Origin of the sequence: Fretibacter rubidus (genome assembly GCF_041429785.1) — a bacterium.
Classification (GTDB): domain Bacteria; phylum Pseudomonadota; class Alphaproteobacteria; order Caulobacterales; family Maricaulaceae; genus Fretibacter; species Fretibacter rubidus.
On sequence record NZ_CP163423.1, the window covers coordinates 2,878,845 to 2,899,094 of the forward strand.

22 protein-coding genes are annotated in these 20,250 nt (G+C 52.7%); 17 read left to right on the top strand and 5 right to left on the bottom strand.

The genetic code is table 11. The features are described from left to right. Together trpS and AB6B37_RS13320 are read left to right on the top strand one after the other, a co-directional pair. Positions 1-1,035, top strand: a complete 1,035-nt coding sequence (gene trpS / locus AB6B37_RS13315) for a tryptophan--tRNA ligase (RefSeq protein WP_371396310.1) — start codon at positions 1-3, stop codon at positions 1,033-1,035. Between the two features lies 1 nt (position 1,036). Continuing rightward, entirely contained in the window at positions 1,037-1,606 is a 570-nt protein-coding gene (locus tag AB6B37_RS13320) for a copper chaperone PCu(A)C (protein ID WP_371396311.1), read from the top strand. A 6-nt stretch (positions 1,607-1,612) separates the two neighbouring features. On the opposite strand, the gene AB6B37_RS13325 is transcribed toward AB6B37_RS13320, so the two are convergent. Both AB6B37_RS13325 and AB6B37_RS13330 read right to left on the bottom strand, forming a co-directional pair. After that, entirely contained in the window at positions 1,613-2,602 is a 990-nt protein-coding gene (locus AB6B37_RS13325; protein ID WP_371396312.1) for a M48 family metalloprotease, read from the bottom strand. Continuing rightward, positions 2,599-3,588: a M48 family metalloprotease gene (locus AB6B37_RS13330; RefSeq protein ID WP_371396313.1), complete on the bottom strand. Its 990-nt coding sequence runs from the start codon at positions 3,586-3,588 to the stop codon at positions 2,599-2,601. The genes AB6B37_RS13325 and AB6B37_RS13330 overlap by 4 nt, the downstream gene beginning before the upstream one ends. Positions 3,589-3,741: 153 nt before the next feature. Here AB6B37_RS13330 and AB6B37_RS13335 point away from each other — a divergent pair, with 153 nt between their 5' ends. Genes AB6B37_RS13335 through AB6B37_RS13350 form a run of 4 tightly spaced genes read left to right on the top strand, consistent with a single transcriptional unit; the run spans position 3,742 to position 5,837 of the window. Further along, positions 3,742-4,317 (top strand): NifU family protein, encoded by a 576-nt coding sequence (locus tag AB6B37_RS13335; protein WP_371396314.1) that lies wholly within the window; start codon positions 3,742-3,744, stop codon positions 4,315-4,317. A gap of 20 nt (positions 4,318-4,337) precedes the next feature. Further along, the gene (gene tsaB / locus AB6B37_RS13340; RefSeq protein ID WP_371396315.1) at positions 4,338-4,937 is read left to right on the top strand and encodes a tRNA (adenosine(37)-N6)-threonylcarbamoyltransferase complex dimerization subunit type 1 TsaB; all 600 of its coding nucleotides are present in this window, start codon (positions 4,338-4,340) and stop codon (positions 4,935-4,937) included. After that, positions 4,934-5,374, top strand: a complete 441-nt coding sequence (gene rimI / locus AB6B37_RS13345; RefSeq protein ID WP_371396316.1) for a ribosomal protein S18-alanine N-acetyltransferase — start codon at positions 4,934-4,936, stop codon at positions 5,372-5,374. The genes tsaB and rimI overlap by 4 nt, the downstream gene beginning before the upstream one ends. A 55-nt stretch (positions 5,375-5,429) precedes the next feature. Next, positions 5,430-5,837, top strand: a complete 408-nt coding sequence (locus AB6B37_RS13350) for a Fur family transcriptional regulator (protein ID WP_371396317.1) — start codon at positions 5,430-5,432, stop codon at positions 5,835-5,837. Between the two features lie 2 nt (positions 5,838-5,839). On the opposite strand, the gene AB6B37_RS13355 is transcribed toward AB6B37_RS13350, so the two are convergent. Beyond that, entirely contained in the window at positions 5,840-6,640 is an 801-nt protein-coding gene (locus tag AB6B37_RS13355; RefSeq protein WP_371396318.1) for a DUF3800 domain-containing protein, read from the bottom strand. A 101-nt stretch (positions 6,641-6,741) separates the two neighbouring features. Between AB6B37_RS13355 and miaB the strand changes: the two genes are divergently transcribed. Then, complete coding sequence (gene miaB / locus AB6B37_RS13360) at positions 6,742-8,295, top strand: tRNA (N6-isopentenyl adenosine(37)-C2)-methylthiotransferase MiaB (protein ID WP_371396319.1); 1,554 nt, start codon at positions 6,742-6,744, stop codon at positions 8,293-8,295. Here miaB and AB6B37_RS13365 read toward each other — a convergent pair. Both AB6B37_RS13365 and AB6B37_RS13370 read right to left on the bottom strand, forming a co-directional pair. After that, positions 8,292-8,645 carry a type II toxin-antitoxin system VapC family toxin gene (locus tag AB6B37_RS13365; RefSeq protein ID WP_371396320.1) on the bottom strand — a complete coding sequence of 118 codons (354 nt, stop codon included), beginning with the start codon at positions 8,643-8,645 and terminating at the stop codon, positions 8,292-8,294. The two genes, miaB and AB6B37_RS13365, sit on opposite strands and share 4 nt — an antisense overlap. Positions 8,646-8,660: 15 nt before the next feature. Further along, positions 8,661-8,852 carry a type II toxin-antitoxin system VapB family antitoxin gene (locus tag AB6B37_RS13370; RefSeq protein ID WP_371396321.1) on the bottom strand — a complete coding sequence of 64 codons (192 nt, stop codon included), beginning with the start codon at positions 8,850-8,852 and terminating at the stop codon, positions 8,661-8,663. Between the two features lie 96 nt (positions 8,853-8,948). Here AB6B37_RS13370 and AB6B37_RS13375 point away from each other — a divergent pair, with 96 nt between their 5' ends. The 10 genes from AB6B37_RS13375 (at position 8,949) to infB (ending at position 20,210) form a co-directional block, all read left to right on the top strand. Beyond that, on the top strand, positions 8,949-9,902 hold the full coding sequence (locus AB6B37_RS13375; RefSeq protein WP_371396322.1) for a PhoH family protein: 954 nt from the start codon (positions 8,949-8,951) through the stop codon (positions 9,900-9,902). A gap of 32 nt (positions 9,903-9,934) precedes the next feature. After that, positions 9,935-10,429: an rRNA maturation RNase YbeY gene (gene ybeY, locus AB6B37_RS13380; protein ID WP_371396323.1), complete on the top strand. Its 495-nt coding sequence runs from the start codon at positions 9,935-9,937 to the stop codon at positions 10,427-10,429. Next, entirely contained in the window at positions 10,429-11,454 is a 1,026-nt protein-coding gene (locus AB6B37_RS13385) for a hemolysin family protein (RefSeq protein WP_371396324.1), read from the top strand. Before ybeY ends, AB6B37_RS13385 begins: the two co-directional genes overlap by 1 nt. Further along, positions 11,451-13,091, top strand: coding sequence for an apolipoprotein N-acyltransferase (lnt, locus tag AB6B37_RS13390; protein ID WP_371396325.1), 1,641 nt, complete (start codon positions 11,451-11,453; stop codon positions 13,089-13,091). The genes AB6B37_RS13385 and lnt overlap by 4 nt, the downstream gene beginning before the upstream one ends. A gap of 56 nt (positions 13,092-13,147) precedes the next feature. Then, positions 13,148-13,576, top strand: a complete 429-nt coding sequence (locus AB6B37_RS13395) for a helix-turn-helix domain-containing protein (RefSeq protein ID WP_371396326.1) — start codon at positions 13,148-13,150, stop codon at positions 13,574-13,576. Between the two features lie 79 nt (positions 13,577-13,655). Further along, complete coding sequence (gene trmB, locus AB6B37_RS13400; protein ID WP_371396327.1) at positions 13,656-14,330, top strand: tRNA (guanosine(46)-N7)-methyltransferase TrmB; 675 nt, start codon at positions 13,656-13,658, stop codon at positions 14,328-14,330. 200 nt (positions 14,331-14,530) lie between these two features. Next, positions 14,531-15,085, top strand: a complete 555-nt coding sequence (gene rimP, locus AB6B37_RS13405) for a ribosome maturation factor RimP (protein ID WP_371396328.1) — start codon at positions 14,531-14,533, stop codon at positions 15,083-15,085. A gap of 9 nt (positions 15,086-15,094) precedes the next feature. Continuing rightward, positions 15,095-16,753 (top strand): transcription termination factor NusA, encoded by a 1,659-nt coding sequence (gene nusA, locus AB6B37_RS13410; RefSeq protein WP_371396329.1) that lies wholly within the window; start codon positions 15,095-15,097, stop codon positions 16,751-16,753. 31 nt (positions 16,754-16,784) lie between these two features. Next, positions 16,785-17,519 carry an RNA-binding protein gene (locus AB6B37_RS13415; RefSeq protein ID WP_371396330.1) on the top strand — a complete coding sequence of 245 codons (735 nt, stop codon included), beginning with the start codon at positions 16,785-16,787 and terminating at the stop codon, positions 17,517-17,519. 135 nt (positions 17,520-17,654) lie between these two features. Next, on the top strand, positions 17,655-20,210 hold the full coding sequence (gene infB, locus AB6B37_RS13420; RefSeq protein ID WP_371396331.1) for a translation initiation factor IF-2: 2,556 nt from the start codon (positions 17,655-17,657) through the stop codon (positions 20,208-20,210). The last annotated feature ends 40 nt before the right edge of the window (positions 20,211-20,250 follow it).

Consider the following 20,250-nt stretch of genomic DNA (forward strand, 5'->3'; position numbering starts at 1 on the left):
ATGACCGATACACCCCCCGCATCCTACACTGGGCCAGACCGTGTTTTCTCTGGTGTGCAGCCCTCAGGCGCGCTGCATTTGGGAAATTATCTCGGCGCGCTCAAGAAATTTGTTGCGCTGCAACATGACTATGAATGTCTATATTGTATTGTCGATTTACACGCTATTACTGTGCCGCAAGACCCAGCCAAATTGCGCGCGCAAACACATGAAATCACCGCCGCCTATCTGGCCAGTGGTGTCGATCCGAAAACAGCGATTGTCTATAATCAATCCCGAGTCTTGGCCCATACAGAACTGGCTTGGTATTTTAACTGTGTCGCCCGCATTGGGTGGTTATCACGCATGACACAGTTTAAAGACAAAGCGGGTAAAAATTCAGAAGCCATGTCCGTTGGGCTCTATGATTATCCTGTGCTGCAAGCGGCGGATATTCTGGCGTTTAAAGCGACCCATGTTCCCGTGGGCGAAGACCAAAAACAGCATTTAGAGCTGTCGCGTGATATCGCGCAAAAATTTAATAATGACTATAACGCGCCTGGATTTTTCCCACTGCCGGAGCCGCTGATTAAAGGCCCTGGGGCCAAGGTTATGTCCCTTCGCGATGGCCTAAAGAAGATGTCAAAATCTGATCCATCGGACAATTCCCGCATTAATCTGACCGATGATGCCGATATGATTGCGAAGAAAATCAAAAAGGCTAAATCCGACGCAGGCGTTATTCCAGAGACAGAAAAAGAACTAGAAGACCGCCCAGAGGTGCAAAACCTTGTCGGGATTTACGCGGCCCTGTCAGAGCAAACAGACGCGCAAGTGCTAGCCCAATATGCGGGCCAAGGCTTTGGCGCGTTTAAACCTGCACTCGCGGATTTGGCCGTTGAGAAGCTGCGTCCTATCACAGAGTTGATGCGACGTTATCTCTCAGACCCCGAAGAGCTTGACCGTATCCTTGCCTCTGGCGCGGACCGGGCCAATGCGATAAGTGAGCCCATCATGCGCGACGTTCGCCGCGTCATTGGTTTTTCAGGAGCCTAATATGAAAACGACATTTAAAATTTTACTCGCGACGGCCGCCGTCAGCCTTATGGCGTGTGGTGCCGATCCGTCCGTGATGGACGGCTATAAATCTGACGCCCCAAAATCAACTGAGGTGGCGGTCACGCAATCGGGTCACGCGGTTGAAGTCTCTGGTGCAGTAATTAACCCGCCCTTTACGGGCCGCACGACATCGGCGGGCTTTATGACGCTACAAAACAAAGGCGATGACGCGCGCCTGATCGCGGCCAGTAGCCCGATAAGCGAGACGGTCGAAATCCACACCCACCTGAAAGAAGACGGCGTCATGAAAATGCGCCGTATTGACGGCATTGATATTCCGTCAGGGCAAACAGTCGTTTTAGAGCCGGGCGGATATCACTTGATGATGTTTAACACCACCTTGGCCGATGACGCCGTGGACGCGCCTGTCACTCTAACCTATGCCGACGGCACAGAGGTCACCATGATTGTGCCTATTGATGGTCGAGGCGAAGAGATGGATCATTCGCAAATGGACCACTCGAAAATGGATGATGGCAAAAAGAAAGACGACCATTCAGGTCACTAAAACACCCTAGTCACTTAATGAAAAATCAAGGTCCAAGCCATCCGCTTGGGCCTTTTTTATGCGCACCGCCATATCCGTTAAATTATCTCGCCGCTCCGCAATAGACGGATGGGTAAAGGACCGTTCTTGCAAGTCAGCATGCGGATGCACAGCATCATCCCAATAGGCCACAGCGCGGTCAATATCGAGCCCCGCCCGGGCCATCATAACCAGCGCCATGCGGTCCGCCAAAAGCTCTAGCGATTTATCGGGCTCCTGCGCCATATGTCCTGCAATGGCATGCGCCATTTCATGTGCCACGATCAGGGACAGATTTACGTCGTCAGCGACCGTGCGCATCAATTCTGAGGTGACCCAAACCGCCTCACCGTCTGTGTGACCGTTAATGCCTTCATTAAAAAATACATTGACTGGATAGCCACAGAGTGTTTCGGGCCGCAGTGTTTTCGTTCTCAACTCTTCCCCGCGCGCTGTGGTCACGCTCGCCGTTTTTTCATCAAAGGCACGCCGCGCAGCCCGCTCATAGAACAGTTTTTGTGTCATGCCGGCCGCCAGCCTTTGGCCGTTAATCCCGACCAAACGGTCACCAGGCTTTAGTCCCGCCGTATCTGCGGTGCTGCCTTTGCGCACCGTACGAATGGACAGCGCTTCGCTGACATTTAATAGCGACCGTGCGACCTCGCGCAGGTTTTGCGGATAGTCCCCGACGCTATGCACAGTATAACCCACATCCCGCACAGTGACAGGACAGAGCGCGGCATTAGCGCGTTGCAAGCGCACCGCTACACTGTCAAGCCGTGCGTTAAGCGCTTGGTATTGCTCTAGCACATCAATGAACTGCGTATTATCAGGGCGAGCATCAGGAGCCGTATATATGGGCGTCTCCAAGGCTATTGTCGGGCTATCGCTCGGCGCGTCACCCGCATTCGCATCAACGCCAACATCGCATCCCAGCAGCGCCAAGGCCGCCGTACATATCAGGCCTCGCATCATCATGTGTCTGGCGCCTTATTGTCTTTGATAAAATTGGGCACAAGCGGTTCGCCCGCTGCCCGTTTTTTCAAAATTTCTTCGCGCGCCAGTGCAATGCGAAGGTAACGGTCAGGCGATGTCGGATGGGTTTTCGCCCGCGCCACAGCGCGCGGATTAATCAAAGCCATACGCCGCCACATATCCTCGACATTATCCAAGCTATAGCTCGCACGGGCCGTATAATAAAGACCGACATAATCAGATTCTAGCTCGAACGGTCGTGTGTAGCGCGTGGCAAAGCCTGTTAGGATAACATTTTTTACGACCTTGGGAATATGACCCATTGTATTATGGGCTAGTTCGTGACCCACAACCATCGCCAGTTCCGCATCTGATTTGACAAATTTCATCATGCCCTGCGTAATCCGAATAGAACGCCCATTAGCATAGGCATTCACAGTACCGCTCATCGACAGGCGCACGGGATAACCGCAAACCTCTGTCGGCTCTACATCCACATCACGCACATCTGCGCCGCGCCTTATACGGATTTTACGCGTGCCGTCTTTAAACATCGCTTGCAAGGATTTCGCCGTAGCACTCACAGCCTTATTATCCTCATTTAGGATTTCATCGCCCGCTTTGACACCCGCCTTATCCGCGCCCGAGCCTGGGCGCACATAGACAATAGAAGGCGTGCTGGCCGCCGCAATTTCGCGCGCCGCCGCAGGACGCAGCGCTTTGGAGTAAGACTTTAGCGAATGGGTTTGAAGGCCAATATCATATTTTGTTTTAGGGCAAAGCGCCGTATTGGCGCGCAGCACAGGAAAGGCCACACGGTCCAAATCAGCCTTAAGGCGCGACAATTCAGCAAAGGCAGAGGCCTCTTGCACAATCTGTTCTGATTTTAATTGCGGCAGTGTGATGTCTGGCAATTGTGTCGAGACACTGGCGCAGCCCGGTAGGGTCATACTCAACAAAGCGGTTGTTATGATAGGCCTCGTCCACATATCGCTATCATGACGGGCGCAACCCCTGCGGTCAATGCTGCGCGGCGCGCCGTTGCAGCGCCCCCTCGCCTGCTCTGTATGACGTCTTATGCGGGGCCTCTTGCGTAACAAAGTCGTAACCGCCATATGCAGCATATAGAAAAAGAGGCTCCTATGTTTATTCAAACCGAAGACACACCCAATCCGGCCACGTTAAAGTTTTTGCCCGGCCAAGAGGTTGTCGGCGAAGGCAAACCGCCCGTCAATATTGAACGCGGCGGCGATGTGTCTGGCGCGCCTCTGGCTGAAATGTTGTTCATGATACCCGATGTTGTGCGTGTGTTTTTTGGATCTGATTTCATATCCGTGACACGCGGTGATGACGCGCAGTGGAAACATTTAAAGCCCGCCGTCCTTGGCGCGATTATGGATTTTTACGTCGCGGGCGGCGTGCCGCTAACCGATCAGCTTCAAGCCCCCATGGAAGACGAGCATGAATATGAAGGCATCACGCTAGAAATTGTCGAGCAGATAAAAGAGCTTATTGAGCTACGCGTACGTCCAGCCGTCGCCGCAGACGGCGGTGATATCGTCTTTAAACATTTTGAAGAAGATGACGGCACGGTCTATTTGGAAATGCGCGGCGCGTGCGCCGGTTGCCCCAGTTCGACCATGACCCTGAAGTCTGGAATTGAAAACCTACTGAAACACTACGTCCCCGAAGTGACACGGGTCGAACAAGCGTTTTAAGCGGTGCCTGTTTTTAAATCATGATCGTTTTAGGCCTTGATACGACGGGCAGCCATTGCGCTTGCGCCATTGTCGATGACCACCGTGTTCTGGCCCATATATCAGAGCCTATGGGCCGTGGTCACGCCGAACGCCTCGCCCCTATGGTGGCAGAGGCCTTGGCTCTTGCGCAGCTCACCGCCGCGGATATTGACCGCCTCTCCGTTTGTACGGGTCCGGGTAGTTTTACAGGCCAGCGCGTGGCGCTTGCCTTTGCGCGGGGCTTTGCTTTGCCGCGCCGCTTGCCCGTGATTGGTCTTGATGCGCTATCAGTCAAAGCTCGCGAAATAGAATTTACGACGGGTGACGCGCTTGTTGGGGTTATGCGCGACATTCGGCGCGGGCAGGTTTTTTACGCAAGCTTTAGCCACGGACGCCCCCTCTCCCCGCCGCGCGCCATGACGCTAACGGAAGCCGATGAAGAGGCGGACACCCTCCAAGCCGCGGTTTATGACGCCGACACAGTGGACACACGCATCCTGGCGTGGTTGGCGATAGATCTGTCGCCCGCAACCCATCCGCCCGTATCGTTATATTCACGCGCGCCTGACGCGAAACTCCCCGGCGGAATTGACCCGTGATAAAGACCCGCGCGCTCACAGCCGCTGACGCGCCAGCCGCTAGCGCTATCCATCAATCCAGTTTTGAAACCGCATGGACAGCTGCGCAATTGCACGACCACATAGAGCGTGACCTTTGTATCGGCCTGTTTGAGGACAGTTCACTTATCGGTTTTGCCGTGTTATCGGTGGCCGCCGATCAAGCCGATATTATCACAATTGCCATCTCCCCTGCGCGGCGCGGCGAAAAGCTAGGCGCGCATATCTTATCGGCGCTGCATCAGGCAGCCAAAGACGCAGGCGTCAGGGTGATATTCCTCGAAGTTGCGATTGATAATACTGCCGCGACGGCACTGTATAAATCACTGGGTTATAGCGCTATTGGCACACGGCCAGCCTATTACAAACGCGCGCATGGACGCGTTGCCGCGCGGACGTACCGCAAAGATTTAAGCTAGGCCGCACGCCACAGTTTTACTAGACGAACCCACCCACAGCGGGTAGTAAGAGAGCATGCCAAATTGGATTGAACGTAAATGCGGTGAACATAACCTTCGGATGACGGATCAACGCCGCGTCATTGCGCAGGTGTTATCAGATGCCGATGACCATCCCGATGCCGAAGAGCTTTATGCTCGCGCGTCTGCCATTGACCCGAAAATCAGCCTCGCGACCGTCTACCGCACGGTACGGCTATTCTCTGACGCTGGCATCATTGAGACGCATGATTTTCGCGATGGCCGCGCCCGTTACGAGACTGCCGATGATGACCACCATGACCACTTAATCGACGTGCAAACCGGCGACGTCATAGAGTTCATGGACGAAGAGATCGAAGCCCTCCAAGAAAAAATCGCAAAGCGCTTAGGCTATGAGCTGGTGGATCACAGGCTGGAGTTATACGGGCGGAAGATTAAGTAGGACTATCCAGTCAAATTTTTGAAAAAAGCTTCTGTATTAGTTTCCAATTTTAAATTTCGCAGATTATGGATTGCCTTGATACCAGATCCAACGATTTTCTTGTCAGCCTTAGATTTTAAAAATTTTGCGCTGATTTCCTTCAAGTAACGTGTTTCACTTATGCCATACGTCGAAGCAGGTCTATCGACGGCTTTATATAAAGAATGAGCAACCAAATCCGCGTAACAGAGTAGTTCCTCCTTAGACTTTGGAACTGATACAATATTTTCTGGATCTAAATACCCTAACATTTTTGAATGTTCATAGATTGGATTATCTCTGCAGTTACGCAAATAGTTTCTTAGCGCCTGATATTCGAAATTCCCTTCCTCCATAACAAAATCAATATCTGTCATAGATATTCCAGTATCCCGCAGAAAGCGGCCAATCATTTCAAATAAATACAAACAGCATTTGTTGTAAAACTTCGTGCTGTCAAATTCGATTTGCTTTGAATATCCTTTTAGGGTGGATTTGTTTGAAATTACTCCAAAGCACAGAATTCTGTTCAGTTTTGCAACTTCCTTAGCATAGAGGACTTTCTGAAAGTGTCTTAACTTGGCACAATGAAGGTCATTTTTGTTTATTTGGGTTCTAATGATAGCCAGTGTATTGCGGTGCTGCTCGAAATCACTTGTTACCATTAAAATAGCCCCTAATGTTAGATAGGGCGATGCGCCTTGAGAGTTCAATGAGCGAATTTTCTCGATTCCTGAATCGCCACTTTCATCGATAAAAACTGTATATTTTTTACGACCATACATAAAATTTCGAATCCTACACTTTTTACGAGTATAACAGCATACTTGTTAAACAAAAACACCTCCGCTATAGCCCCGCGCACAAACTAACTTCGGAGCATCCCATGTCCCCCCAGTCACCGCGCGGCAAAAACGCGTCCCGTGACATTGACCCCGTGAGCCCACAAGCTGCGAGCAATGCCGCGACATCCGCCTCCAAAAACTCTACTGGTAAAAAGTCTTATGTGTTGGATATTCGCCAGCCATCTGCAACCGCAGCGCGCACAGCAACCCCTTCCAAGCCGCGTGACATTGACACGCCTGTGGTGGCCAAGCCCAAGGCTCCTGCACTCCCCAACGCTAAGAAAGTCTTCATCAAGACCTATGGCTGTCAGATGAACGTCTATGACAGTGAACGCATGGCCGATGTGCTCTCGCCTATTGGTTACGCCCCGGTGGACAGTCACGAGGACGCAGATCTGGTTATCCTCAATACCTGTCACATTCGCGAAAAGGCGGCTGAGAAAGTCTATTCAGAGCTGGGCCGTATTCGCCAGCATAAGAACAAATCTAAACCCGATATGACAGTCGCCGTGGCGGGCTGTGTCGCCCAAGCAGAAGGCGAAGAAATCATGCGCCGCGCCCCTGTCGTCGATATGGTGCTCGGCCCGCAAAGCTATCACAAATTGCCCGAGATGATTGCCAAAGTCGCGCGCGGCACAGGCGACGTCTTAGAGACTGAATTTGATACGCTAGAGAAATTTGACCAACTGCCCGAGACCCGCGCGGTCAAAGGCTTTTCGACCTTTGTCACCATCCAAGAGGGGTGCGATAAATTTTGTACATTCTGTGTGGTGCCCTATACGCGCGGCGCGGAAGTGTCTCGCCCTGTGGATCATATCATTGCTGAAATTCGCGGTCTGGCCGCCCAAGGCGTGCGCGAAGTCACGCTGATTGGGCAGAACGTCAATGCCTATTCAACATCAGGCCCAGACGGAAAAGAATGGGGGCTCGGCGAGCTTATCCGTCACGTGGCGCTAATCGGCGGAATTGACCGCATCCGCTTCACCACATCCCATCCGCGCGACATGGATGACGAATTAATTGCGACGCTGGGCGCGGAACCCAAGTTGATGCCCTATCTGCATTTGCCCATTCAAGCGGGGTCTGATTCTGTCCTAAAGGCGATGAACCGCGACCATACATATGCGCATTACAAACAGTTGATTGCGAAAATCCGCGCCGCCCGTCCTGACATCGCCCTGTCTGGGGATTTCATCGTCGGTTTCCCGGGTGAAACAGACGCAGATTTTGAGGCAACGATAAAATGCGTCGAAGAAATCGGCTATGGCAGTTCGTTCAGCTTTAAATATTCCGTCCGCCCCGGCACCCCCGGCGCAAGCCTGCCGCGCCAAGTGCCAGAGGACGTCAAATCAGAGCGCCTAAAGCGCCTGCAAGACTTGCTTTATCAACAACAATGGGATTTCAACCAAAGCCTTATCGGGCGCACGCTTGATGTGCTCGTCGAAAACGGCGGCCGCGAAAACGGGCAATTGTTTGGCCGCAGCCCCTATCTCCAAGGCACCCACTTTGACGGGCCAGAGAGCCTGGTGGGGCAAATCGTGCCGGTAAAAATTACGAGCGCCGGACGGAATTCATTGACGGGGGAGTTGGTTTAGTCGAACCCCAATTCGCGTGCCACATCCGCTAGCCGTTTATCCCGCGTGACCAAGCGTGCGCCGCTTAACTTTGCAGAGACCAATAGATGGGTATCGACCCATCCTATCCCACGACCATGTATTTTCGCGCTGTTGATGTAAAACATGACCTCTTTATCACTGGCCTTTAAGGCTTGCGGCATTTCGCTTAGGGCTGTTTCAATGACAGTGTGATTTGAAAGCGAGCCCAGCAGAATTTCGCCCATGATGAACGGATGCATCACTATATCACCAGCGGTTAGCTGATTTGAAAACACAGGGTCGGATTTACGTAAGTGGTCAATCCAAATAGAGGTGTCGGCCAAAATCACGCGGTCGCCCTTGGATTATGCAGGACGACGACGCGGCGGCGCGCTGACTTTTGGCTCTGTCCCGCCCAGCATCGCAAGACGCTTTGACGCCTCGCGCGCAATAAGCGAATCGAGCGCAGCGTTCAAAAGCTCAGTGCGGCTTTCTATGCCCGTCAAAGCCACCGCACGTTTCAAGCGTTTTTCATCCAATGTCACAGTTGTTCTCATGCATCAAATATAGTATCATTTGATACGGTTTTCAATGACTCACTTTTAGCAAGATTCGCGCTCGCAATCTGCTCTTAAAGTCCCTAAATAACACCTATGTCCAACCAAACTGATATATTGCAATTTGATAGCCCTGATTTGGTGCGAAAGCTGTGTGGGGCGAACCATGCGAATTTGGCGCTGATTGAGGATGCTTTTGACGTTTATGTCGAGGCCCCCGGCAGTGCCATTCATATCAATGGCGACGGGCCGAGCCGCGCGCGCGCGACCGAGCTGGTGCGCGAGATTTATTCGCGGCTGGAACGCGGTTGGCCATGCGGGGCGTCTGATATTCGCGCGTTAATCCGCGCCATTGGTGACGGCAAGGTGAAAGCCGCCAAGGCCGACGCGATCATCCCCTTTCCGCGCCGCGCGCCTATTGTGCCCAAAACCCCCCGCCAAGAAGGCTTTATCCAAGCGCTGCAAGAAAATACGATTAATTTTGGCGTCGGCCCTGCGGGTACGGGCAAGACGTTCCTCGCCACCGCATATGGGGCATCATTATTGGCGCGGGGCGAAGTGGCGCGCTTTATTGCCTGTCGTCCTGCTGTGGATGCGGGCGAACGGCTAGGGTTTTTGCCGGGTGATTTTAACGAAAAAGTTGACCCCTATATGCAACCCATTTGGGACGCACTGAATTTCGTTTTGGGCCGCGAAGACGTCGAACGCCGCCGCGCATCAGGCGAGATCGAAGTCGTGCCTGTGGCGTTTATGCGCGGGCGGACATTGTCCGATGCCTTTGTCGTAATTGACGAGGCGCAAAACGCGACTATCCCGCAAATGAAGATGATTTTAACCCGCCTGGGTGAACGCGCGAAATATGCCGTGACGGGCGATCCGGGACAATCGGATTTACCGCGCGGTGTCGATAGTGGCCTCGCCCATGCACTGGGTATTTTGCAAGGCATCAAAGGCATTAAGACGACAACCTTCCTCGCCTCTGATGTTGTGCGTCACCCGCTGGTTGGGAAAATTGTCAATGCTTATGAGAAGGACGCGAAACGGGATTAAGCTGCCACTGGCCGCATAAACACCGCCTTCTAATGACCCAAACTTCTACCGCAGCATTACCCTTTGATATCGACATCACGGTTAACTGTGAGGATTGGCACAGCGCCGCTCAAAACCTTGACGACATTGTCCACAAAGCCCTTGGCGCAATTTGGCCTGCGCTTGATACGCCTAAAGCGGGCGAGCTTTCTATCGCTTTTGTCAGTGACGCGGACATACAGACCCTAAACCGCGATTACCGCCATAAGGACAAACCAACCAATGTCCTGTCGTTTCCGTCCGTTGGGCCCGCCCCCGTCATGGGCGATATTATCATCGCGCTTAAGACAACGCAGAGCGAGGCGCAATCCGCTGGTAAGCCATTAACCGACCATGTCACTCATTTATTGATTCATGGTTTTTTACATCTTCACGGCTATGACCACGCGACAGACAATGAGGCGAGCGTTATGGAAGCGCTAGAGATTAAGGCGCTGGCCTCGCTTGGCATTGACAACCCCTACGAAATCGGAAAAAGTTTTATATAATGACGGATAACACTGCATCAAAACCAACTGGGTCAAAAACGGGCGGTTGGCTGGCGAAATTACTGCGCCAGACAGACGCGATTGACCCCCCGATTGAAGACAGCGCCAATACCAAGCGGCAGAAAAAAATGATGTCAGCCGCAGAGCTGTTTCATCATCTGCGTGTTGAAGATTTGATGGTGCCGCGCGCTGATATCGTTAGCGTGGAGCGTGATATTGGCCTGCATGAATTATCGCAAGCTTTTGAAGCGGCGGGTCATTCCCGCCTACCCGTTTACAAAGAGACGCTGGATGATCCGCTAGGCATGGTCCACATCAAAGACGTGATGCCGTTCCTTATGCTGAATGCGCGGGGCCGTAACGGTAAAACCTATTCGGATAAAAAAGTGGCCCCAGGTATTCTTCGTCCCGTGCTTTATGTGCCGCCGTCTATGCTGGCCCAAGAACTTATGCAGCGCATGCAAGCGCGGCGCATTCATATGGCGATTGTGGTCGATGAATACGGCGGCACCGACGGTATCGTCACGCTAGAAGATTTAATCGAAGCCATTATCGGCAATATCGAAGATGAACATGACGAGGTCATGTCAGGTATTAAACGGTTCACCACACCCAGCGGTACGATATCGTGGGAAGCGGATGCCCGCACATCTATTGATGATTTCGAGGCACGCTTGGGTCGTGATTTCGCAACAGTCGACCAAGAGGATGAAGTAGACACATTAGGCGGTCTTATCTTTACACTTGCGGGGCGCATTCCAGAACGGGGTGAGATTATCAAACATGCGGGCGGTATCGAATTTGAAGTGATTGACGCCGATGCGCGCCGTATAAAACGCCTGCGCATGCGGGATGTAACCAAGACTAAAACAGTTGCCAAAACGGCACCGAGCACGACTGAGCTCAAGCCTGCTGAAACGACACCAATGTCGAAACGCAAGGCAAAGACCAAATCAAAGCCAAAAAAACCAGTCGATACATCCGCCAGCGATACGCCCCCAAACAGTCCATCAAAAACGAAATGAGCACGCGCACGGCACCAGCATTGGGGTCAAAACTAACGTCCTTTGTTGCGCAGGTCTTGGCACAAACGGGATGGCGTGGACGGGGCGTTGATTTTGCCTTGGGCGCTGTATCAGTGTTATCGCTGGCCCCGTTTCATATGTGGGTGTTTATGTTGCTCGCCTTGGCCGCTTTGTCCTACCGCATCGGTCTTATACCCGCCTTATCAGACACCCCTAAAAGACGGGCCTTTGGTCGTGGGTTTTGGTTTGGTCTGGGGTATTTTCTCTGCGGCACCTATTGGATTGGGTCGGCGTTTATTGCGCGCGGGCCAGAATTTTATGCGATTATGCCCCCGATGATTTTAGGGCTTGCGGTCCTTTTATCCCTGTTTTGGGGTGCGGCAGCCTTATTGCTTTACAAGCTAAGCCCGCCCTCTGGCGCGCGGCCCATGGTTTTTGCCGCTTGTTTCACACTGTTTGAGTTTTTGCGGGGGCATATTCTGACAGGCTTTCCGTGGAATCTGCCCGGTTATATTTTCGAGGCGGGCGGTGCGGTGTCGCAATCAGCTTCTGTGATAGGAATTTACGGCCTGACCTTTATTGTCTTCTTGCTCGGCGGGCTTATCGCGCGCTTACGACGCGGCGCACTTTACGCGGGTCTGATATTGGCGGTGCTCTTTGCCAGCGGCTTTATGCGACTATCGTCGGCTAGTTTGCAGACGGTACCCGATGTTCGCTTACGCATTGTCCAAGTGCCATTTTCACAAGCCGACCAATTTGATCCCGTTAAATCCACCGACATCGTCAACCGCTACCTCACTAATTCCATTGCGCCAGGGCTTGATAATGTCACCCATGTCATTTGGCCTGAAGGGGCGGTATCAGGCCTCGCCATTGAAAATGAACCGCTGGTCTATGCCATGGGCGCTGCGCTTTTATCGCAAACCCAAACCCCGCCTATTTGGCTGCTCAATAGCCTGCGCCAAGAGACACGACCGCATCCCTCCCTAGACGGCCAAATCATCAAGGATTATTTTAACAGCTCAGTCGCCATTACCTTTACTAATGAGGGCGTGCCCGCAGTCGCCGCCTTTAATGATAAATCCAAGCTAGTGCCTTTTGGTGAATTTGTGCCTTTTGGAAAATGGTTAGAGAGCCAAAATTTTGGTCCGCTTTCAACCGCCGTAACCTCTATGACTCCGGCCCCAGGGAAAGACCTATCGACATTTCCAGGCGTGCCAAGGCTAAGCCCGCAGATTTGTTACGAGATAATATTCTCAGGCTTGACGCCAAGACCACAAAACAACGACGCGCAATGGATTTTAAACCAATCCAATGACGCCTGGTACGGACGCTCCATTGGGCCCTATCAACATGCCAACCAAGCCCGTTACCGTGCAATAGAAGAAGGCCTGCCAATCATTCGCGCGGCGGCCAATGGGTTATCAGGGCAAATTGACCCCTATGGCCGCTGGGGCCTAACTCAACCAAAAATTGATGATAGTGGCGTAATTGACGTCAATCTTTACCAAGCTTTAACGAAAACAGCCTTTAGACCCGTCTTTAGTCTGTTAATTCTCTTGATATGTGCGGCAATTTGCCTATTTTACGCCCGTGGAGCATCGAGTCGCTTGCGGCGCGATACATTTTATAATTGAGTTCGGTCATGGATTGGTGGGGGCACCTGAGATACCGGGATGAACGAGGATGAACAATGACGACGAAACATGGACCACGGTCTGCCAATCCTGTTGACACACATGTCGGCAGCCGCATTCGGGTGCGAAGACAAGTCTTGAAAATGTCACAAGAAAAACTTGGCGATATGCTGGGTGTAACCTTTCAACAAGTACAAAAATATGAGCGCGGAGCGAACCGTGTTGGCGCTAGCCGCCTTTGGAAAATGTCGCGCGTGCTGGATGTCCCTGTATCCTTCTTCTTTGACGGCCTGAAAGGGTATGAAGATGACCTCCCCGCTGGTCAATTTGCCGAAGGCGACCAGACCCCTATCGTTTATGATTTCATCCGAAGCACAGATGGTGTGTCATTGGCGACGGCTGTCTCTAAGATTAAAAACAAAGCGGTTCGCCGCCAGATTTTGGAACTTGCGCGGTCTCTCGCGGCCGAAGCAGACAAAGACTAAGGCGTCCATTTCGGTATCGCCCGTTACGTCGGGCTGATTAAACCGTGGCCAAATCGTGCCGCCTATTATAAGAGGCGGCATGAAAAATTCTGACCCTGATAAATTTCGTACATTTGGACGTGCCAAAGGCCGTCCCTTATCAGGGGTGCAACAGCGCCTGTTTGACGATCTTTACCCCACCGTTAAAATTGATCTGGCTAACCCGCTGGCAGGTCTGGACCGCTTTGACAAAGTTGCTTTTGAGATTGGCATTGGCGGCGCGGAACACTTGCTATGGCAGGCCGCGCGCAACCCTGATACGGCCTTCATTGGGGCAGAGCCCTTTCAAAACGGTATCGCCAAAGCGTTAAGAGGAATTGATAGCGAGGCCCTTGATAACGTCATATTGCATCACGGCGATGCGCGCGACATCCTTGATGTCCTGCCAAGTCATGCGCTGGATACTGTCTATGTGCTGTTCCCCGACCCATGGCCAAAACCAAAACATCACAAACGCCGCATCATTAATCCAACGTTTCTCAATAACATCCACCGCGTTTTAAAACCCGGCGGCATATTTCGTTTTGGGAGTGATATTATTCATTATGTCGATTGGACGCTGACCCGCGTCTCAAACCACGGCGGATTTGACTGGTCACCACAATCCCAAGCGGACTGGCGGGTGCGGCATGATGATTGGCCGTCCACGCGGTATCTGGAAAAAGCGCTGCGCGAAGGCCGCACGGGGCATTTCTTTACGTTCACCACGATTTAATAACGCCGCACCAAAGACTGAAATCACGACTCGACAAGGGTCAAGAGTTGGACTATAGCGACTTTAAATAAGGCCTTTCGCACAGGATGCGAGACGGCGGCTCCATCCGGGGCCGCTTTTTTAATGCCTCAATATAGGGACCAATTACGGTTACAACGGAGGCCCAACGGGCGGCCACAAACGGATGCCTAACGGGCAAAATGAGTATGAAAACGAAAACGGATTTGGACGCCCGCGTCCTTGATATTGTCGACCCTATCGCGAAGGACCTTGGCCTGCGCATTGTGCGCCTTCGTGTCATGTCGGGCAAACGTAGCACGCTACAAATTATGGCGGAGCGTATGTCTGATGGCCTGATGGGGATTGGCGAGTGTGAAGCCCTGTCGCGCGCGGCAAGTTCTGCTCTTGAGGTCGAAGACCCCATTCGCGACGCCTATGTCCTAGAAGTATCGTCCCCCGGGATTGAACGACCGCTAACCGCGCTTGAAGATTTTGAGGCCTATACAGGCTATCTTGCACGGCTAGAGCTGGACAGATTAGTTGAGGGGCGCAAGCGCTTTCGCGGCGTTTTGGCAGGTGTTGACGGCGAGAACATCGACATCAATTTAGATAACGAGACAGAGACCGCGCAAATTCCCTTTGCATGGATTTCAGAAGCGAAACTTTTAATCACGGATGAGTTGATAGAGGCCGGGCAAAAAGCCCGCGCCGCCCTTGACGCTGAGACTAAGAATAATACTGACGAGCAGGAATAGGAGACAGATATGTCGACATCAGGAATTAGCGCAAACCGCCTAGAGCTTTTGCAAATCGCCAGCGCCGTTGCGCAGGAAAAACAAATCGACAAAGCCATTGTGCTGGGCGCGATTGAAGAAGCCATTCAAAAAGCCGCCCGTCTGCGTTACGGATCAGAGCTTGATATTCGCGCTAAGCTGAACCCTGTGACAGGCGAAATGGACCTGACCCGTGTTGTCACTGTGGTCGAAGAGATTGAAAACGACGCGACAGAGACCAACCTTGCCACAGCACAACTTGATCATCCCGAGGCCGAGATTGGCTATGAAATTGTAACGCCACTGCCGCCGATTGAATTTGGTCGCGTGCAGTCACAAATGGCCAAGCAGGTCATTATGCAAAAAGTTCGCGAAGCCGAACGCGCCCGTCAGTTCGAAGAATATAAAGACCGCAAAGGCGAGATCATCAACGGCATCGTCAAACGCGTTGAATATGGTCACATCATTGTTGATTTGGGCCGGGCCGAAGGCGTCATCCGCCGCGACCAAACTTTGCCGCGTGAAAACGTCAAAAACGGCGATCGTATCCGTGCCTATATCCTGGATGTGCGCGAAGAACCCCGCGGCAGCCAAATCTTCTTGTCGCGCTCTGCTCCGGAATTTATGGCGCAATTGTTCGCCCAAGAAGTGCCCGAAGTTTATGAAGGCATCATTCAAATCGTGGCCGTTGCGCGCGATCCGGGTTCTCGTGCCAAAATCGCGGTTTATTCCAATGACGGCTCTATCGACCCTGTCGGGGCCTGTGTTGGTATGCGCGGCTCGCGCGTGCAAGCGGTCGTCAATGAGCTGCAAGGTGAGCGCATCGACATCATCCCGTGGACCGACGAAGCCGCGACCTTTATCGTGAACGCTTTGCAGCCAGCCGAAGTGACCAAAGTCGTACTGGATCAGGACGAAAACCGTATCGAGGTCGTTGTCCCTGATGAGCAGCTATCACTGGCCATTGGCCGTCGTGGTCAAAATGTGCGTTTGGCGTCACAGCTATCAGGTTGGGCGATTGATATCATGACCGAAGAGCAAGAATCAGAGCGTCGTCAAAAAGAGTTTGCCGAGCGCTCAGAGCTGTTCATGACAGGTCTGGATGTTGACGAAATGATTGCGCAACTTCTTGTGTCAGAAGGCTTCCAAACCATGGAAGAAGTTGGTTACGTCGAGCTTGCCGAACTGACCGCTATTGACGGGTTTGACGAAGAAACAGCCGAAGAGCTTCAAGCCCGCGCGCGTGAATATCTCCAGAAACTGGCCGATGCTCAAGACGAAGAGCGTAAAGCCGCTGGCGTTGAGGACGATGTGCTGGACGTCGAAGGCGTTACCCTGCCGATGGCTGTGCAATTTGGTAAGCACGAAATCAAATCGGTCGAAGATGTCGCTGGCCTCGTCCCTGATGATTTGCGCGGTTATACTGAGTATAAAAACGGCGAGAAAATCCATGAGGAAGGCATATTAGAGAGCTTTAAAATGTCTGAAGAAGACGCGACAATGCTCATCATGCAAGCCCGCGTTAAAGCAGGCTGGATTGATGAAAGCGCGCTAATCGCAGAGATTGAAGAGGAAGAAACCGAAGAAGACGCCGCACAAACGGACGAAAACGGCGACGCTGTTCTCACCGCTGACGACGTTTTCGGCTAGACCCGCGATAAATTTAGACACGGATACGCCCTTGAACACCGCCCACACAGACCCCACATCACATCCCTTACCAACAGATATGTTGGAAGAAGAGAGTGATGAGGCGTGGGCGAAAAAGCGCGGTCATAAAAACCGCGAGCGTAAGTGCCTTGCCAGCGGAGAGGTCACAGACCCCCGCGATATGATCCGCTTTGTGCTGAGCCCTGATTATGTGGTCACGCCCGATATTGTGGGAAAGCTACCGGGACGCGGCGCATGGGTAAGCGCTAATAAAGAGGCGCTAAACGCCGTGATAAAGTCCAAGGGTTTTGCGCGGTCATTCAAAGGCAAAGCCGTGGTGCCGGATGATATGACAACCCTTGTCGAGGATTTGTTATGTCGCCGTATTTTGGGTCTTATCACCATGGCGCGCAAATCAGGTCATATCTATTTAGGATATGATCAGGTCAAAACGGCGGCTGGCGAAGGTACGCTGGCCTGGCGGATTGAGGCCAAAGACGGATCAGAGGACGGGCGGAGTAAAATTCGTACGCTATCCAAGGCCGTCGCAAAAGAATTAGAGCTTCCCCTGCCGAAAGTCATGGGATGTTTTACAAATGAAGAACTGGCGGCGGCCCTCTCGCGGGAGTCGGTGGTACATATCGGTCTGCCGCGCGGGCCCATGGCCAAGGCCTTGGCGCAAGAGGTGAAACGGCTCGCAGGATTTCGCGATCTTGTGCCGCCTGATTGGCCTGATATTGCCCATGAACGGCAATATGGGGCCTAAAGCGCATAAATAACCCCGCTATAGCGGGGATTGAGTGTTGAATATATAATGCAGAGCGCTAGGTTACGCGGACTTTGCAAAACGGATAAAGCAAGGAAGACACTGGATTTATGACCCGGTGCTAGGAAGAATTAAATGAGCGATACGAACGATAAAGATAAGAAACCTGCCCGTCGGCCCTTAAGCCTCGGAAAAGGTGGAACTGTGCGCCAGAATATGTCTGGTGGACGGTCAAAGCAGGTTGTGGTCGAAACGAAAAAACGCCGCGTTGTTGGCGCGCCGGGATCAGTGAAGCTGAAAAAGCCTGCCCCCGTCAGCGTGACGCCAAAGGCTGCGCCCAAAGCCCCTGAGGGTCTGGCCCCGAACAAGCCGCAGATTGACGAGATTGCCGAGGCGGCCCGTAAGCTAGGCCTGTCCAAGGATGAATATATTAAGCGCCAAGAAGCCGTCCAATCGGCGGCTGCTGAAAACAGTGCCCGCGAAGCCGCGCGCCGCGCCGAAGAAGAAGAACGCCGCGCCCGCATGGTCGAAGAGCAAAATGCACTGCGCGCTAAGAAAAAAGCCGAAGAAGAAGAAGAACTTCGCCGCATGGAAGAGGAAGAGGCCGAACGCGTTCGCGAAGAAGCCGAGGCCGCCCGCCGCGCGCCGTCAAAGGCTGCCGCTATTCTGGCTGGCGATGACGAAAAAGATACCCGCACAGAGCTTGAAAAAGCTGGCGGTCGTATCAAAAAATCACGCAATATGCCAAGCAAGCCGTCCCGCACGACCAAAGGGTCGGACAGCGGTCGCCGCAAAGGCAAGCTGACCATCGTGTCCGCCCTTGCGGGTAATGACGAGCGTCAACGCTCACTTGCTTCTGTGCGCCGTGCGCGCGAAAAAGAAAAAGCCCGTCAACGCGGCGGTCAAACTGATTCTGGTAAAATCTCTCGCGAGGTTACAATCCCCGAAGTGATTACGGTCGGCGAGTTAGCCAACCGTATGGCAGAGCGCGGTGCCGATGTTGTCAAATATCTGATGAAGCAAGGCGACATGCTTAAGATTAATGATGTGCTTGACGCCGATACGGCCCAAGTGATTGCCGAAGATTTCGGCCACACTGTTAAACGCGTTGCCGAATCTGATGTCGAATTTGACTTTATCAAAGACGACGACCCGGTCGATGAGAGCAAGCAAAAACCACGCGCGCCCGTCATTGCCATTATGGGTCACGTTGACCACGGTAAAACATCTCTGCTGGATGCCTTGCGTACGACAGATGTCGCGGGCGGTGAAGCCGGCGGTATCACCCAGCATATTGGGGCCTATCAGCTACAGCTGAAAACGGGGGCCAAGATTACGGTTCTGGATACACCCGGTCACGCGGCGTTCTCTGCGATGCGGACACGCGGCGCGCAGGCCGTGGACATTGTTATCCTAGTTGTCGCCGCTGACGATGGTGTGAAACCACAAACGATCGAGAGCATTAAACATGCCCGCGCTGCCGACACCCCGATTATTGTGGCCGTCAATAAGATGGACACCTATGAGGCGGACGCAACCAAGGTTGAAACCGATCTATTGCAACACGAAATTATCACGGAAAGCATGTCAGGCGAAACGCAGTCTATTCATGTCTCTGCCAAGAAGAAAACGGGGCTGGACGAGCTAACCGAAGCCATCACCCTGCAAGCGGAATTGATGGACCTTAAGGCCAATCCAACACGCGATGCCGACGGTATGGTGATCGAGAGTAAGATTGAAAAAGGTCGCGGCCCTGTTGCGACCCTCTTGGTCAAACGCGGCACATTAAAACGCGGCGATATTGTTGTGGCGGGTCAATATTGGGGCAAAGTTAAAGCCATGATGGACGAACGCGGCAAGCAAATGAAGCTGGCTGGACCGTCTGCGGCAGTAGAGCTTATGGGATTTGACGGCGCACCAACACCCGGCGAGCCCTTTGCCGTTGTCGAGACCGAGCAAAAAGCGCGCGAAATTACAGAATACCGCGAACGTCAGCTGAAAAAAGCCGCGACTGTCGCCCCTAGTGCACTGGCGTCTATGGAAGCCATGATGGCCAAGCTGCAAGACAAAACGATGTCTGAAATGCCTGTCCTTGTGAAAGGTGACGTGCAGGGTTCTGTCGAGGCGATTAAATCATCTGTCGAAGGTTTGGGTAATGACGAGGTTAGAGCCCGCGTTATTCACGGCGCGGCAGGTGCAATATCAGAATCTGATATCATGCTGGCCAAAGCGTCAGACGCGCCGGTTCTGGCCTTTAACGTGCGCCCGAACCGTCAAGCCAAAGATCTGGCCGAGCGCGAAGGTGTCGAGATCCGCTATTACTCTATCATCTATGACCTAATTGACGACGTCAAAGGCGTGCTGTCAGGGATGTTGGAACCAGAGCGCCGCGAGACCTTCATTGGTTACGCCGAAGTGCTTGAGATTTTCAATATCTCCAAGACGGGCAAAATCGCAGGCTGTAAGGTGACCGAAGGACGCGTTGAACGCGGCTCTGGTGTGCGGCTTCTACGCGATAATGTCGTCGTCCACGAAGGTATGCTACGCACGCTAAAACGCTTTAAGGACGAAGTTGAAAAAGTCCAAGCGGGTATGGAATGTGGTATGGCCTTTGAGAATTACGAAGATATGCGTAAGGGCGACCAGATCGAATGTTTCACTGTCGAGATGATTGAGCGTAATCTGGATTAATCCAAACGCTCCCATGACATGATTATAAAGGCGCGATGTT

Excerpts from the sequence above, each read along its gene's own strand:
- tsaB (WP_371396315.1), top strand. The coding sequence starts at position 4,338 with ATGATCGTTTTAGGCCTTGATACGACGGGCAGCCATTGCGCTTGCGCC.
- AB6B37_RS13375 (WP_371396322.1), top strand. The coding sequence starts at position 8,949 with ATGTCCAACCAAACTGATATATTGCAATTTGATAGCCCTGATTTGGTG.
- rimP (WP_371396328.1), top strand. The coding sequence starts at position 14,531 with ATGAGTATGAAAACGAAAACGGATTTGGACGCCCGCGTCCTTGATATT.
- AB6B37_RS13330 (WP_371396313.1), bottom strand. The coding sequence starts at position 3,588 with ATGTGGACGAGGCCTATCATAACAACCGCTTTGTTGAGTATGACCCTA.
- miaB (WP_371396319.1), top strand. The coding sequence starts at position 6,742 with ATGTCCCCCCAGTCACCGCGCGGCAAAAACGCGTCCCGTGACATTGAC.
- nusA (WP_371396329.1), top strand. The coding sequence starts at position 15,095 with ATGTCGACATCAGGAATTAGCGCAAACCGCCTAGAGCTTTTGCAAATC.
- AB6B37_RS13335 (WP_371396314.1), top strand. The coding sequence starts at position 3,742 with ATGTTTATTCAAACCGAAGACACACCCAATCCGGCCACGTTAAAGTTT.
- trpS (WP_371396310.1), top strand. The coding sequence starts at position 1 with ATGACCGATACACCCCCCGCATCCTACACTGGGCCAGACCGTGTTTTC.
- trmB (WP_371396327.1), top strand. The coding sequence starts at position 13,656 with ATGAAAAATTCTGACCCTGATAAATTTCGTACATTTGGACGTGCCAAA.
- AB6B37_RS13370 (WP_371396321.1), bottom strand. The coding sequence starts at position 8,852 with ATGAGAACAACTGTGACATTGGATGAAAAACGCTTGAAACGTGCGGTG.
- AB6B37_RS13320 (WP_371396311.1), top strand. The coding sequence starts at position 1,037 with ATGAAAACGACATTTAAAATTTTACTCGCGACGGCCGCCGTCAGCCTT.
- AB6B37_RS13350 (WP_371396317.1), top strand. The coding sequence starts at position 5,430 with ATGCCAAATTGGATTGAACGTAAATGCGGTGAACATAACCTTCGGATG.
- infB (WP_371396331.1), top strand. The coding sequence starts at position 17,655 with ATGAGCGATACGAACGATAAAGATAAGAAACCTGCCCGTCGGCCCTTA.
- lnt (WP_371396325.1), top strand. The coding sequence starts at position 11,451 with ATGAGCACGCGCACGGCACCAGCATTGGGGTCAAAACTAACGTCCTTT.
- AB6B37_RS13325 (WP_371396312.1), bottom strand. The coding sequence starts at position 2,602 with ATGATGATGCGAGGCCTGATATGTACGGCGGCCTTGGCGCTGCTGGGA.
- ybeY (WP_371396323.1), top strand. The coding sequence starts at position 9,935 with ATGACCCAAACTTCTACCGCAGCATTACCCTTTGATATCGACATCACG.
- AB6B37_RS13355 (WP_371396318.1), bottom strand. The coding sequence starts at position 6,640 with ATGTATGGTCGTAAAAAATATACAGTTTTTATCGATGAAAGTGGCGAT.
- AB6B37_RS13385 (WP_371396324.1), top strand. The coding sequence starts at position 10,429 with ATGACGGATAACACTGCATCAAAACCAACTGGGTCAAAAACGGGCGGT.
- AB6B37_RS13395 (WP_371396326.1), top strand. The coding sequence starts at position 13,148 with ATGACGACGAAACATGGACCACGGTCTGCCAATCCTGTTGACACACAT.